At 60.1% G+C, this 12,051-nt stretch carries 18 protein-coding genes and 2 tRNA genes; 17 read left to right on the forward strand and 3 right to left on the reverse strand.

All coding sequences use genetic code 11. The features are described from left to right. Window positions 1-79 precede the first annotated feature (79 nt). The 17 genes from I9184_RS01070 (at window position 80) to I9184_RS01150 (ending at window position 9,936) form a co-directional block, all read left to right on the forward strand. Entirely contained in the window at window positions 80-235 is a 156-nt protein-coding gene (locus tag I9184_RS01070) for a hypothetical protein (RefSeq protein WP_171118532.1), read from the forward strand. A 6-nt stretch (window positions 236-241) separates the two neighbouring features. Beyond that, entirely contained in the window at window positions 242-1,510 is a 1,269-nt protein-coding gene (gene murA / locus I9184_RS01075; protein ID WP_152458871.1) for a UDP-N-acetylglucosamine 1-carboxyvinyltransferase, read from the forward strand. After that, window positions 1,507-1,983, forward strand: a complete 477-nt coding sequence (locus tag I9184_RS01080; RefSeq protein ID WP_209832375.1) for a DUF2948 family protein — start codon at window positions 1,507-1,509, stop codon at window positions 1,981-1,983. The genes murA and I9184_RS01080 overlap by 4 nt, the downstream gene beginning before the upstream one ends. Continuing rightward, complete coding sequence (locus I9184_RS01085; protein ID WP_171634128.1) at window positions 1,984-2,505, forward strand: GNAT family N-acetyltransferase; 522 nt, start codon at window positions 1,984-1,986, stop codon at window positions 2,503-2,505. It begins immediately after the preceding gene. A gap of 61 nt (window positions 2,506-2,566) precedes the next feature. Beyond that, entirely contained in the window at window positions 2,567-3,868 is a 1,302-nt protein-coding gene (hisD, locus tag I9184_RS01090; protein WP_209832376.1) for a histidinol dehydrogenase, read from the forward strand. Window positions 3,869-3,966: 98 nt separating this feature from the next. Next, a complete protein-coding gene (locus I9184_RS01095; protein WP_171722821.1) occupies window positions 3,967-4,446 on the forward strand; it encodes a UPF0262 family protein in 480 nt (159 codons plus the stop codon). Between the two features lie 3 nt (window positions 4,447-4,449). Continuing rightward, window positions 4,450-4,902 carry a low molecular weight phosphatase family protein gene (locus I9184_RS01100; RefSeq protein WP_171634118.1) on the forward strand — a complete coding sequence of 151 codons (453 nt, stop codon included), beginning with the start codon at window positions 4,450-4,452 and terminating at the stop codon, window positions 4,900-4,902. 2 nt (window positions 4,903-4,904) lie between these two features. Next, on the forward strand, window positions 4,905-5,303 hold the full coding sequence (locus I9184_RS01105) for a ketosteroid isomerase-related protein (protein ID WP_152458860.1): 399 nt from the start codon (window positions 4,905-4,907) through the stop codon (window positions 5,301-5,303). After that, complete coding sequence (locus I9184_RS01110) at window positions 5,296-5,889, forward strand: GNAT family N-acetyltransferase (protein ID WP_209832378.1); 594 nt, start codon at window positions 5,296-5,298, stop codon at window positions 5,887-5,889. Before I9184_RS01105 ends, I9184_RS01110 begins: the two co-directional genes overlap by 8 nt. 62 nt (window positions 5,890-5,951) lie before the next feature. Continuing rightward, entirely contained in the window at window positions 5,952-6,221 is a 270-nt protein-coding gene (locus tag I9184_RS01115) for a DUF4242 domain-containing protein (protein ID WP_171722823.1), read from the forward strand. A 67-nt stretch (window positions 6,222-6,288) separates the two neighbouring features. Then, a complete protein-coding gene (locus tag I9184_RS01120) occupies window positions 6,289-7,164 on the forward strand; it encodes a carbon-nitrogen hydrolase family protein (RefSeq protein ID WP_209832380.1) in 876 nt (291 codons plus the stop codon). A 91-nt stretch (window positions 7,165-7,255) separates the two neighbouring features. Next, a complete protein-coding gene (gene infA / locus I9184_RS01125; RefSeq protein WP_005978431.1) occupies window positions 7,256-7,474 on the forward strand; it encodes a translation initiation factor IF-1 in 219 nt (72 codons plus the stop codon). A gap of 11 nt (window positions 7,475-7,485) precedes the next feature. Continuing rightward, on the forward strand, window positions 7,486-8,064 hold the full coding sequence (locus tag I9184_RS01130) for a Maf family protein (protein WP_171634104.1): 579 nt from the start codon (window positions 7,486-7,488) through the stop codon (window positions 8,062-8,064). Beyond that, a complete protein-coding gene (locus tag I9184_RS01135) occupies window positions 8,061-9,083 on the forward strand; it encodes a ribonuclease E/G (protein ID WP_209832382.1) in 1,023 nt (340 codons plus the stop codon). Before I9184_RS01130 ends, I9184_RS01135 begins: the two co-directional genes overlap by 4 nt. Next, window positions 9,080-9,262, forward strand: coding sequence for a DNA gyrase inhibitor YacG (yacG, locus tag I9184_RS01140; RefSeq protein WP_209832384.1), 183 nt, complete (start codon window positions 9,080-9,082; stop codon window positions 9,260-9,262). The genes I9184_RS01135 and yacG overlap by 4 nt, the downstream gene beginning before the upstream one ends. Window positions 9,263-9,341: 79 nt before the next feature. After that, a tRNA-Phe gene (locus I9184_RS01145) sits at window positions 9,342-9,416 on the forward strand. 61 nt (window positions 9,417-9,477) lie between these two features. Next, entirely contained in the window at window positions 9,478-9,936 is a 459-nt protein-coding gene (locus I9184_RS01150) for a DUF6538 domain-containing protein (protein WP_209832386.1), read from the forward strand. 274 nt (window positions 9,937-10,210) lie between these two features. On the opposite strand, the gene I9184_RS01155 is transcribed toward I9184_RS01150, so the two are convergent. From I9184_RS01155 to I9184_RS01165, 3 genes are all read right to left on the reverse strand, one after another. Then, window positions 10,211-10,285: transfer RNA gene (locus tag I9184_RS01155), tRNA-Gln, on the reverse strand. Between the two features lie 90 nt (window positions 10,286-10,375). Continuing rightward, window positions 10,376-11,365, reverse strand: a complete 990-nt coding sequence (locus I9184_RS01160) for an NADPH:quinone reductase (protein WP_209832388.1) — start codon at window positions 11,363-11,365, stop codon at window positions 10,376-10,378. 96 nt (window positions 11,366-11,461) lie between these two features. Next, complete coding sequence (locus tag I9184_RS01165) at window positions 11,462-11,923, reverse strand: SH3 domain-containing protein (RefSeq protein WP_171205541.1); 462 nt, start codon at window positions 11,921-11,923, stop codon at window positions 11,462-11,464. Window positions 11,924-12,051 lie beyond the last annotated feature (128 nt).

Genomic DNA, 12,051 nt, shown 5'->3' on the forward strand with positions numbered 1-12,051 from the left:
TGGGCGGGTGATTAGACTCAAACGAAACGCGGCGCAAGGGTGTCTGGACGGTTTTTTTTGCCTCCTGTAGAGAAAGATCATGACGAATAAAAATTCACCCAAAAAACAAGGCAAATCCGGGGATGCGCGCGAAGAGCGGCTGAAAGCGGCGCTGAAGGCCAATATGGCCCGGCGCAAGGCGCAGGCCAAGGCGCGGGCGACCTCTGGGGACAAGGCCGACAAGGACAAGGGATAAGAGCAGATGGATTCGATTCTGGTGACGGGCAACGGCCCGCTAAATGGTCAGATACCGATTGCGGGGGCCAAAAACGCGTGTCTGACGCTGATGCCTGCAACCTTGCTGAGCGAAGAACCGCTGACGCTGACGAACGCACCACGTCTCAGCGACATCAAGACCATGACCGCTCTGCTGCAATCACTGGGGGCCGAGGTGTCGTCGCTGCAAGATGGTCAAGTGATCGCGATGTCGAGCCACAGCCTGACCAGCCAAACGGCGGATTATGACATCGTGCGCAAGATGCGTGCCTCGAATCTGGTGCTGGGCCCCTTGCTGGCGCGGTTCGGGCAGGCGGTTGTTTCTCTGCCCGGTGGCTGCGCGATTGGTGCCCGTCCGATGGACTTGCATGTGGAAGGGCTCGAGGCGCTGGGCGCCGAGATCGAGCTCAAGGACGGCTATCTGCATGCCAAGGCTCCGGGCGGCCTGAAAGGGGCGGTGCACGAGATGCGATTTGCCTCGGTCGGGGCCACCGAAAACATCGTCATGGCGGCGACGCTGGCCAAGGGCACCACGGTGCTCAAGAACGCCGCGCGCGAGCCCGAGATCGTCGATCTGGTCGAATGCCTGCGCAAGATGGGTGCGCAGATTTCGGGCGAGGGCAGTTCGACCATCGAAATTCAGGGCGTCGACCGGCTGCACGGTGCCACCCATCAGGTTGTCACCGACCGGATCGAACTGGGCACCTATATGCTGGCCCCGGCGATTTGCGGCGGCGAGGTCGAACTGCTGGGCGGGCGCATGGCGCTGGTTGAATCCTTTGCGGCCAAGCTCGACGCGGCGGGGGTCAGTGTCACCGAAACCCAAAACGGCTTGAAAGTGGCGCGCAAGAACGGCCGTGTGCAGGCTGTGGATGTGGTGACCGAACCCTTCCCGGGCTTCCCGACCGACCTTCAAGCGCAGATGATGGCGCTGATGTGCACGGCTGAGGGCACCTCGGTTCTCGAAGAACGCATTTTCGAAAACCGCTTCATGCATGCCCCGGAACTTGTGCGCATGGGCGCGAATATCGAGGTGCACGGCGGCACCGCCACCGTCACGGGTGTCGAAACCCTGAAAGGCGCCCCGGTGATGGCGACGGATCTGCGGGCTTCGGTGTCGCTGATCCTCGCCGGATTAGCGGCAGAAGGTGAGACGACGGTAAGCCGGGTCTATCATTTGGACCGCGGATATGAACATGTGGTGCGCAAGCTGGAAGGCGTGGGCGCAAAAATCGAACGGATCAAGGGCGAATGACGGACGCAAGTTTTGAAGACGGGCGCGAAGCCCCGCTGAATCTGGGGGCTGAGGATGCAGATGACCTGAAGGTGATCTCGACCCTGGTGCAGGATGCGGTTTTTCCCGTGACCGAGATGAAATGGCAACCGTCGCACCGCCGCTTTGGCCTGTTGCTGAACCGTTTTCGCTGGGAAGACAAAGATGCCGCCGCCCGCCGTGACCGCCCGTTTGAACGGGTGCAGTCGGTGCTGGTCTTCGATTCCGTTCTGTCCGTGGCCAGTCAGGGCATTGATCGCAGCGAGAAAGACATGGTCATGTCGCTGCTGTCCGTCGAATTCGAACCCGGTGAGGATGGCGCGGGCCAGGTCTTGCTGACCCTGGCGGGTGACGGCGCGATCCGCCTGACGGTCGAGGCGTTGGATGCCACGCTCAAGGACGTCACGCGCCCATATCGGGCCCCATCCGGCCGGGCGCCGCAGCACCCCGAATAGATGCAGAACAAGCGCGGCATTTCTCAGGCGTTTTCAAATGTGCCCGAGGGTATTGCCCTGCGTCCCGCGACCGTGTTCGATGTGTTCGACATCAGTCGCGTGCTGATACGGTCGATCACGCAGCTTTGTGTGGCCGATCACAACAATGATCCCGGCCATCTGGAACAATGGACCGCACACAAGGACCCGGCGACCATCCGGGGCTGGTTCAAGCCGGGATCACAGATCTGGCTGGCCGAGCGTGAAGGTCAGGTGGCCGCGGTCGGTGGGTTGTTCGAAACCGGCAAGATCACCTTGCTCTATGTTGACCCGGATCACGTCGGCAGCGGGGTGGGGGCCGCGTTGCTCAACCGGCTGGAACGGCAACTGGCTGCGTGCGGCTGTACCGAGGTGCATCTGGACGGCACGAAAACCGCCCGGGAATTCTATTTGCGCCACGGCTGGAAGGTCACCGGTCAATGCAGTGACAGTCGGGACCTGACCTGCTTTGCCATGCGCAAATCGCTGCACCCCCAGGGCTGAGGGTTGAGGCCGCGCCCCGTGGGCGATATGTCCCGTGGCGCAACGCCCGGAGTGCCAGATCATGCCCGTTTTCCTTGACGCCACATCACCCGATTTCGAAACCGCCTTTCAGGCCCTGCTGTCCGCCAAGCGCGAGGACAGCCCGGATGTGGACGCGGTTGTGGCGCAGATCATCGACGATGTCCGCAACCGGGGCGACGCGGCAGTCATTGAATTGACCGCGAAATTCGACCGGTTGGAGCTGACGCCCGAAACGCTGGCCTTCAGCGCTCAGGAAATCGCGGACGCGGTGACGCAGGTCTCGGCCGAGGATCGCGCGGCGCTGGAACTGGCCGCCGCCCGCATCCGGGCCTATCACGAAAAGCAGATGCCTAGTGATCACAGCTGGACGGATGAGGCCGGGGCCACGCTGGGCTGGCGCTGGTCGGCGGTTTCTGCCGCAGGGCTTTACGTGCCGGGCGGGCTGGCTTCTTACCCGTCATCGGTGCTGATGAATGCCATCCCGGCCAAGGTGGCGGGGGTTGAACGGCTGGCCATCGTGGTGCCCACCCCGGACGGGCAGGTGAACCCGCTGGTGCTGCTGGCAGCGCAGCTGTCGGGTGTGGACGAGGTCTATCGCATCGGCGGCGCGCAGGCCGTGGCGGCGCTCGCCTATGGCACCGACACCATCGCGCCGGTCGACAAGATCACGGGCCCGGGCAACGCCTTTGTTGCGGCGGCCAAGCGCCGTGTCTTTGGCAAGGTCGGCATCGACATGATTGCGGGCCCTTCCGAGATTCTGGTTATCGCCGACAAGAACAACGATCCCGACTGGATCGCGCTGGACCTGCTCAGCCAGGCCGAACACGATGAAAGCGCGCAGTCGATCCTGATCACGGATGATGCCGCTTTTGGCCAAAGCGTCGCTAAGGCGGTCGAAAAACGCCTCGAAACCCTGCAACGCCGCGCCATCGCCGGGGCCAGCTGGCGCGACTTCGGTGCCATAATCACCGTCCGTGATCTGGATCAGGCTGCAATCCTATCGAACCGTATCGCCCCGGAACATCTGGAGCTTTGCGTCGCAGACCCGGTGGCGCTGAGCGAAAAAACCATCCACGCCGGGGCCATCTTTCTGGGCCAGTACACACCTGAAGCCATCGGTGATTATGTGGGCGGTCCCAACCACGTGTTGCCCACCGCGCGTTCGGCACGGTTTTCGTCAGGCCTCAGCGTGATGGATTTCCTCAAACGCACCACGCTCAGCCAGATGACCCCCGAAGCCCTGCGCGCCATTGGTCCTGCCGCCGAACAGCTGGCGTGCTCGGAAAGCCTCGAGGCGCATGGCCTCTCGGTCACCGCGCGCCTGAACCGCCTGAATGGCTGAAATGACGCAAAGACCTGGCGCATATGGCGTTTCTGTGCGTTGCCCGTTGAATATCATTGCTATAGGTCTGTGCTGACGCAAGGAATGTGACTGTAAAGATGACCCGCATCTCGCATATCGAACTGGATGATAGAAATCTGCCGCCGCCCACGCCCGAGATCGAGCAGGAACGCAAGGTTGCCATCTATGATCTGCTGGAAGAAAACAGCTTCTCGCTGCCCAAACGGGACGACCGCGTTGTGCCCGAAGGCCCCTATCGCCTTCAGCTTTCGATCCGCGACAAACGGCTTGTCTTCGACATTGAAACCGAGGCCAACGAAAAAGCGGCCGAGTTTCACCTGTCGCTCGGTCCCTTCCGGCAGGTGGTCAAGGATTACTTCCAGATCTGCGAAAGCTATTTCGATGCGGTGAAATCACTGCCGCCCAGCCAGATCGAAACCATCGACATGGCCCGCCGGGGTATCCACAACGAAGGCAGCCGCGTGTTGCAGGAACGGCTGGAAGGCAAGGCAGATGTCGACACCGACACCGCCCGTCGCCTGTTCACGCTGATCTGCGTTCTGCATTTTGGGGGCTGACGCGTGAAGCCTCTGCCGCAGTCGGTCTTGTTCTGTTGCGACCACAACGCGGTTCGGTCCCCGATGGCCGAGGGGCTGATGAAGAAATTCTATGGCACCGGCACCTATGTTCAGTCCGCTGGCGTGCATAACGATCTGGAAATCGACGGCTTCAGCATCGCCGTCTGCCACGAGGTCGGCGTGGAACTGTCCCGCCACCGCTCGCGCTCCTTTGACGAGATGCAGGAATGGGGTGATGACCTCAGCTCGTTTGATCTGGTGGTGGCGCTTTCACCCGCCAGTCAGCGGCAGGCGCTGGAACTGACCCGGGTTTTTCACCTCGATGTCGATTATTGGCCAATAATGGACCCTACCGGGTTGGGCGAGACCCGCGAAGAAAAGCTACATCACTACCGACAGACCCGCGATCAGATCATCAAACATCTGAAAGACCGCTGGGGCGAACCTACGGAGTGACCATGAACCAGACCGTCAAAACCTATTTCGAAGCCTTCAATGCCGGTGACGTGGATGCCATGCTGGCCTGCCTGTCTGATGACGTGGCCCATCACGTGAACGAAGGCCAGATCCGCATTGGCAAGGACAAGTTCGCCGCGTTCTGCGCGCATATGAACCGCTGCTACAAAGAAAACCTGACCGACATCGTCGTGTTCGAAGCCGAAGGCGGCACCCGCGCCGCAGCCGAATTCATCGTCAACGGCACCTACTTGGAAACCGATGATGGCCTTCCGGATGCGCATGGCCAGACGTACCGCCTGCCTGCCGGTTCGTTCTTCGACCTGAAGGATGGCAAGATCACCCGCGTCACCACTTTCTACAACCTGGCAGACTGGACCAAACAGGTTTCGAATGGCTGAGGTCACCGACGTCCGCCCCCTGACCGGAACGGCACTCGGGGCCGCTCTGGACGATGTCGCCCGCCTGCGGATCAGAGTGTTTCACGCCTGGCCCTACCTCTATGACGGCGATCTGGAATACGAACGCAAATACCTGCAATCCTACCGCGACAGCGACAAGGCCATCGTGATTGGCGCCTTCGACGGCGACCGCCTGATCGGCGCCTCGACCGGCGCACCGCTGACTGACCACGCTGACGATTTCGCGGCGGCCTTCGAGGGCTCCGGGCTTGACCTGCATGACATCTTCTATTGCGCCGAATCGGTGCTGTTGCCCGACTATCGTGGGCAGGGTGTCGGCCACAGGTTCTTTGACGAACGCGAAGCCCACGCCCGCGCGCTGGGTTTCACCAAATGCGCATTCTGCGGCGTGCAACGCCCGGCAGATCATCCGATGCGGCCCGACAATTACCGCCCGCTGGATGCCTTCTGGCGCGCGCGGGGGTATGAACCATTGCCCGGTGCGATCGCACAGTTTTCGTGGAAAGACATTGGGGAAGAGGGTGAGACGCTGAAGCCGTTGCAGTTCTGGATCCGGGATCTCTGAACGCCAAACGCAAAAAAATTCCCGAATCATGGTAGTGTTGGGTTTTCTGTGGGGGAATTGCCATGAAACGCTATGTTATCGAACGCGATCTTCCGGGTGTCGGTTCCATGTCCGGTGACGAACTGTGCGGCGCGTCTGCGAAGTCGAACGAAGCGCTGGCGCAAATACCCGGCGTGCAGTGGGAGCATTCCTATGTTGCTGGTGACAAGACCTTTTGCATCTATCTGGCCGAGAGCGAGGACGCGATCCACAAGCATGCGGAACTCAGCGGGTTCCCGGCCAACACGGTCACCGAAGTGACCACGATCATCGATCCGACGACCGCAGGGTAATTGGGCTGTACTCCGGTCTGCGTCCGCGACTAAGGTCACGCGAATTTGACCGAACGGGGACGCTGCCATGAAAGTCGCAACCGCCGCCTATGACCTCGACTGGCTGAATAGCTGGGCGCAATACGAAGACAAGCTTGAGGGGTGGGTGTCCCAGGCCGCAGGGCAGGGGGCCGAATTGCTGGTCTTTCCCGAATATGGCGCGATGGAGCTGTCGACCCTCGACGGGGCCGAGATTGCCGGCGATTTGGAGCGGTCGATCCGGGCCGTGTCCGACCGGATGGAGGATGTACAAAATCTGCACACCCGCCTCGCCAAGACGTACAAAACCTACATTCTGGGTGCGTCGGCGCCGGTTGTTGATGGCCCCGGGCGTCCGGTGAACCGTGCCGCCTTCTACGCGCCGGATGGCAGTTTCGACCATCAGGACAAACAGATCATGACCCGGTTCGAACGCGAGGATTGGGACATCGCCCCGGGGGGTCCGCTCAAGCTGTTCGACACCGCACTGGGCAAGATCGGTGTGTTGATCTGTTATGACAGCGAGTTTCCGTTGCTGGGCCGCGCGCTGAGCGAGGCAGACCTGATCCTTGCACCATCCTGTACCGAAGCGCTTTCGGGTTACTGGCGCGTGCGGATTGGCGCAATGTCAAGAGCTTTGGAAAATCAATGCGTTACGGTCATGGCCTCGCTGGTCGGGAACAACCAGTGGTCCGAGGCGGTGGATATGAACACCGGGACCGGCGGCGTCTTTGGCCCGCCCGACAAGGGGTTCCCGGCCACCGGTGTGCTGGCCGAAGGCACTTTGAATCAGCCGGGCTGGACCTATGCGGATGTCGACCTGTCAGCCATCGCCGAGGTCCGCGCGGACGGTCACGTGCTGAACCGAACCCATTGGGAGGAACAGGCCGCCCGAGTCGAATCGGTCACAATATCCGCTCTTTAGGTGATTCCGCCCTTGAAATAAGGCCGAAATAGGCTCATTTAAGCGCACACCCCCGCAGATTCTGCGGGTGCAACGTAATGATGGAGACAACATGGCCAAGGAAGATACGCTCGAATTTCCCGGTGTCGTGAAGGAACTCCTGCCTAATGCGACGTTTCGGGTCGAGCTGGAAAACGGCCATGAGATCATCGCACATACGGCAGGCAAGATGCGCAAGAACCGCATCCGTGTTCTGGCCGGCGACAAGGTTCAGGTCGAGATGACCCCATATGATCTGACCAAGGGTCGGATCAACTATCGCTTCAAGTAACGCCTGCCGCAATGGCGTTCATTCTCGGATCGGGCAGCCCAAGACGGCTGGACCTGCTGGCCCAGCTTGGCGTGCGGCCCGATGCCATTTGCCCTCCTGACATCGACGAAACGCCCTTGAAGGGCGAGCTTCCGGTTCCGTATTGCCACCGCATCACGCGCCAAAAAGTGCAGGCTGTTCAGGCAGATAGAGGTGACGTTACCCTCTGTGCAGATACCACCGTGGCCTTGGGGCGTCGGATTCTGGGAAAGCCCGAGGATGCGGGGCAGGCGGCAGAGTTTCTGCATTCCCTGTCTGGTCGTCGTCACCGCGTGATCACCTCGGTTGCGGTCCGGCGCGGAGACCGTGTGCTGCAGCGTGATGTCGTCTCACAGGTCAAGGTCAAACGTCTGTCGGATGTCGAGATCAACGCCTATCTGGCGACCGGAGACTGGCGCGGCAAGGCAGGCGCCTATGCGATTCAGGGGCCCGCAGGGGCTTTCATTCCATGGATTTCGGGGTCGTTTACAGGCATCGTTGGCCTGCCCCTGTCCGAGACCGCGGCCTTGCTGCAAGGCATCGGCTATCCACTGTATCGAGAGGCATCATGAAAGGTCGCACCATTGTTCTGGACCACATCCAAGGCCGCGAAGCGGCTGCGCTGATGGTCGACGGCAAGTTGGATGACTTCTTGATCGCCACAGACGCACCCGCGCCCGGCACGATCTATCGCGCCCGCGCTGACCGCCCGGTCAAGGGGCAGGGCGGAATGTTCCTGACCACACCAGATGGCCCTGCTTTCCTGCGACAAGTCAAAGGCTTGGGTCCCGGTGCCCTGTTGTTGGTACAGGTTACCGGCTTTGCAGAGCCCGGCAAAGCCATACCGGTGAGCAATCGCATCCTCTTCAAAAGCCGCTATGCGATTGTTACGCCGGACGCTCCGGGCCTGAACATTTCGCGCAGTATCAAGGACGAGGACACACGCGATCAACTGCTTGAAATTGCGCACGAGCAGATGGGTGACAGCGCCTATGGATTGATCCTGCGCTCCTGCTGCGCTGGTGCGGATGCCGAAGAGATCTCGGAAGACATCTCGGCCATGTTGACGCAGGCCGAGCAGGTGATGAATGACGACGGGACCGAGCCTGAACTTCTCAGCGAAGGTGACAGCCCCCATATCCTTGCCTGGCGCGACTGGACCGACCCGGCCGAAGTCGTGACACAGGCGGGCGGGTTCGAAACCCACGGCGTTCTGGATGCGCTGGATACCGTGCGTGGAGCGTCCGAGCCTTTGCCGGGCGGAGGGTATCTTTACATCGAACCCACACGCGCGTTGGTCGCCGTGGATGTGAACACCGGAGCGGACACCTCGCTGGCGGCGGGCACCAAGGCCAATTTCGCCTGCGCCAAGATGCTGCCCCGTGCTTTGCGCGTACGTGGGCTGGCTGGTCAGATAACGCTGGACCTCGCACCCATGCCAAAGAAGGATCGCCGCGGGTTTGAGTCCGCTTTGCGTGCCGCGTTCAGATCAGACCCGGACGAGACGATTCTTGCAGGCTGGACCCCGCTGGGCCACTTTGAGTTGCAGCGAAAGCGTGGTCGCGTTCCTGTGATGGAGGTCCTGAAATGAGCTGCCCGATTTGCGGAGGCGAGACCGAGCAGAAGTTTCGTCCGTTTTGTTCCAGGCGGTGTGCGGACATTGATTTGGCCAAGTGGCTGAACGGGTCCTACTCGGTTCCGTCGCAGCGCGAAGATGACCTTGAAGCCGAGGATGACACGCAGGACTTCACGCCAAAGCGACCGCATTGAAAAAATGTGAAAAAGCCTCTGGACACCGCTGGTAGCAAGTCATAGAAGGCCCCCACCCAACGACGAACGTCGTTCCCGTGCCCGGGTAGCTCAGGGGTAGAGCAGTGGATTGAAAATCCTCGTGTCGGTGGTTCGATTCCGCCCCCGGGCACCACTTCCTCAGGTAAGCCCTTGGCTTCACTCCGGCTTTTAACAGCAGGTTGGAGCCGTAGGCCATGGCAGAGACCATTTCACCCAAGTACACCTTCGTGAAAGAGGGTGTTTTTTACTTCAGTCGCCGCATCCCCAAGGAGCTTTGCCGCTACTACTCTTCTTCTCGGATCGCATTTTCTTTGCGTACTCACTCGGTAAACGTAGCGGCGACGATAGCAAGAAGAGCAGCTGATCAACTGGATGAGTATCGGTTTCATCTGAAGTCGAAGGATGCGCAACTGCGTGGAAAGTACATGTTGCGTCTTGGCGCAGCCAACTCCGCCGTAGCGCCAGTTGTTCTAAACGAGACTTCTGCTGCTTCTGTGCTGTTGTCAGAGGCAGTCGAGATTTTTCTTACACAGAAAGGTCAAGGACGCCCCGTGACGTTTCACCGGGGTGCCGAGAGAACGTGCGGCTACGTGATTGATGCCTGTGGCGACAAACACCTTGAAGTCTATATCAAAGCCGACGTGAACGGGTGAACAACCTGACGGTCTGACCGCGGATTACCTGATCAGGTCGGGCTTCCCGGCGATCTGGTCAGGTGAGCACAAGCAGTTTGCTGAACTCAGATCTACAGACCCTCCCAAGGTCACCAAACTCGTACCGCCGGAATGGCGAACTGAGACTGCGGCCCGAAATCGACCATTGTTGCGCATAAACTCGGGTCTCAGCTGGAGTAGCCGGATGATAACCTGCTGAAAACACGCGCTAATAGGCGGCCAAATTCTCAGTGCGTGATTCTAGAGAAAATCATGGCTGGGGTGGTAGGATTCGAACCTACGATACACGGTACCAAAAACCGCTGCCTTACCACTTGGCTACACCCCAACAGTGAGCGGCTATCTACGATTGTTGTTGGCGGGGATCAAGAGCGTTTTGTCAAAAAAACTCAGGTTGAACCGATTTTTTTCAGGGCAGTCATTGGGTGTCGATCAACACGGCTCCGGTCCGGTTTCCATCCTGCACCATTGCATGCGCAGATGCGCATTCTTCCAGTGCAAAGACCTTTTGAACAGGGCAGGTCAAAGCGCCATCCGTCAATGCCTTGTGAAGGGTCTTCACGGCATCGGTACGAAGATCCAGCGGAAGAAGGTAAATCAAAATGGTCTCAAGCGTCATGGCTTTGAACATCATCGGTCCGAATGGAAACGCGGGGGCCATGTCTTGGGCAGAGCCATAGGCGTTGATGCGACCGTTCTCGGCAATGACCGCGGCGTTTGTTTGAATATTCCGGCCGAATTCGACGTCGATAATTCGGCCGATTGTCTTTCCTTCATTTGCATCGAGAATTTCGGAGGAAAGATCCTTGCTGGCGTAATCAATCACGATATCTGCGCCGGCTTCTCGGACCCGGTCAAAGTTGCGAGGGCTGGCGGTCGCGATCACGCGCGCGCCTGCCCATTTGGCAAGCTGAACGGCCAGAAAGCCGACGGTGCCCGCGCCACCGTGTATCAAGATCGTTTGCCCATCGGGACAGCCGCCTGAAAACACCGCGTGGCAGGCGGTAAGACCGGGAATGCCCAGAATCGCGCCGGTCTGCATCGACACCGCATCCGGCAGAGCCACGGCCTGGGCATCGGGAAGGGTGATGTGGCTGGCGGCGGTGCCGAAAGGGCGTTGCCATTGCCCGTTCCAGATCCACACGCGCTGCCCGATCCGAGATGCGGATACTCCGTCGCCAACGGCCGAAATCACACCAGCGCCGTCACTGTGCGGGATGATCAGGGGGAACGGAGGCTCTGTCACGCCCGGTCTGGTCCCGGCGCGGGCTTTGACGTCGGAAGGGTTCACTCCGGAAAAGGACAGCTCTACCGTGACCTCGCCCGGACCCGGCGGGACCGGAGGGAGGTCCTTTATCCGCAGGACATCGGCCGGGTCTCCGAAGTTGGAATATGTAACTGCGCGCATGATCGCCTCCGTTTTGGTCGAGTTTCACAGCATATCGGCAGGAAACTCAAACACCTTGTCGCGTGTCCGCAACGCGGGGGAAGGTCGGCCCTGTGGTTATTCGCGAATCTCGGACGGGTCGACCCCCCAAAGGTTCGACTTCAAGGTCCAACCCCGATACCCGCCGGCGGTGATCCGGCACCAGTCCAGCGAACAGGTTCCCAGTCGGGCCACGACCCCGGATTCGAAATGCGCATTCACGGGGGAGGTCGGATCGGGTCGGGCATAGACAGGCAGCATTTCGGATTCAATCAGTACTGTCCGAACACCCGACAACAGGGCGTAGTGAACCCAGCCTCCGGCGCCGTCGCGGTCCTGAACCCGTCGCCAGTTGCCGTATTCGGCAGTGACTTGAAGCGGCATTCCGCGCCGTTTGAACACCCAGTCGATTCGATGTGTCAAAGAAGGTCCGCGTCGCACGTTGCCTTCTGCTGCTTTCATCGAGACATAACGGGGCAGGGGGAGGTTGGTGACGGATCCTCGTTTCACGTCGGCATGAGCAGCCCATGCGCCGAACATGATCAGAAATACGGATAGTGCCGCCAGACAGCGGCGATTTACCGGTCGAATACCACTCACTGACTGCCTGCTCTTATGCCTGTTGATCCGGTTCCGAAAAAAGGTCGACTCAATGCCAAAGGGGTTCT

The sequence above is a fragment of the Ruegeria sp. HKCCE3926 genome, assembly GCF_017872515.1.
In the GTDB taxonomy this organism is placed as follows: domain Bacteria; phylum Pseudomonadota; class Alphaproteobacteria; order Rhodobacterales; family Rhodobacteraceae; genus Ruegeria.

Excerpts from the sequence above, each read along its gene's own strand:
- I9184_RS01135 (WP_209832382.1), top strand. The coding sequence starts at position 8,061 with ATGAAAGGTCGCACCATTGTTCTGGACCACATCCAAGGCCGCGAAGCG.
- I9184_RS01130 (WP_171634104.1), top strand. The coding sequence starts at position 7,486 with ATGGCGTTCATTCTCGGATCGGGCAGCCCAAGACGGCTGGACCTGCTG.
- murA (WP_152458871.1), top strand. The coding sequence starts at position 242 with ATGGATTCGATTCTGGTGACGGGCAACGGCCCGCTAAATGGTCAGATA.
- I9184_RS01120 (WP_209832380.1), top strand. The coding sequence starts at position 6,289 with ATGAAAGTCGCAACCGCCGCCTATGACCTCGACTGGCTGAATAGCTGG.
- I9184_RS01070 (WP_171118532.1), top strand. The coding sequence starts at position 80 with ATGACGAATAAAAATTCACCCAAAAAACAAGGCAAATCCGGGGATGCG.
- infA (WP_005978431.1), top strand. The coding sequence starts at position 7,256 with ATGGCCAAGGAAGATACGCTCGAATTTCCCGGTGTCGTGAAGGAACTC.
- I9184_RS01110 (WP_209832378.1), top strand. The coding sequence starts at position 5,296 with ATGGCTGAGGTCACCGACGTCCGCCCCCTGACCGGAACGGCACTCGGG.
- I9184_RS01165 (WP_171205541.1), bottom strand. The coding sequence starts at position 11,923 with ATGTTCGGCGCATGGGCTGCTCATGCCGACGTGAAACGAGGATCCGTC.
- I9184_RS01085 (WP_171634128.1), top strand. The coding sequence starts at position 1,984 with ATGCAGAACAAGCGCGGCATTTCTCAGGCGTTTTCAAATGTGCCCGAG.
- I9184_RS01080 (WP_209832375.1), top strand. The coding sequence starts at position 1,507 with ATGACGGACGCAAGTTTTGAAGACGGGCGCGAAGCCCCGCTGAATCTG.
- I9184_RS01095 (WP_171722821.1), top strand. The coding sequence starts at position 3,967 with ATGACCCGCATCTCGCATATCGAACTGGATGATAGAAATCTGCCGCCG.
- hisD (WP_209832376.1), top strand. The coding sequence starts at position 2,567 with ATGCCCGTTTTCCTTGACGCCACATCACCCGATTTCGAAACCGCCTTT.
- I9184_RS01115 (WP_171722823.1), top strand. The coding sequence starts at position 5,952 with ATGAAACGCTATGTTATCGAACGCGATCTTCCGGGTGTCGGTTCCATG.
- I9184_RS01160 (WP_209832388.1), bottom strand. The coding sequence starts at position 11,365 with ATGCGCGCAGTTACATATTCCAACTTCGGAGACCCGGCCGATGTCCTG.
- I9184_RS01105 (WP_152458860.1), top strand. The coding sequence starts at position 4,905 with ATGAACCAGACCGTCAAAACCTATTTCGAAGCCTTCAATGCCGGTGAC.
- yacG (WP_209832384.1), top strand. The coding sequence starts at position 9,080 with ATGAGCTGCCCGATTTGCGGAGGCGAGACCGAGCAGAAGTTTCGTCCG.
- I9184_RS01150 (WP_209832386.1), top strand. The coding sequence starts at position 9,478 with ATGGCAGAGACCATTTCACCCAAGTACACCTTCGTGAAAGAGGGTGTT.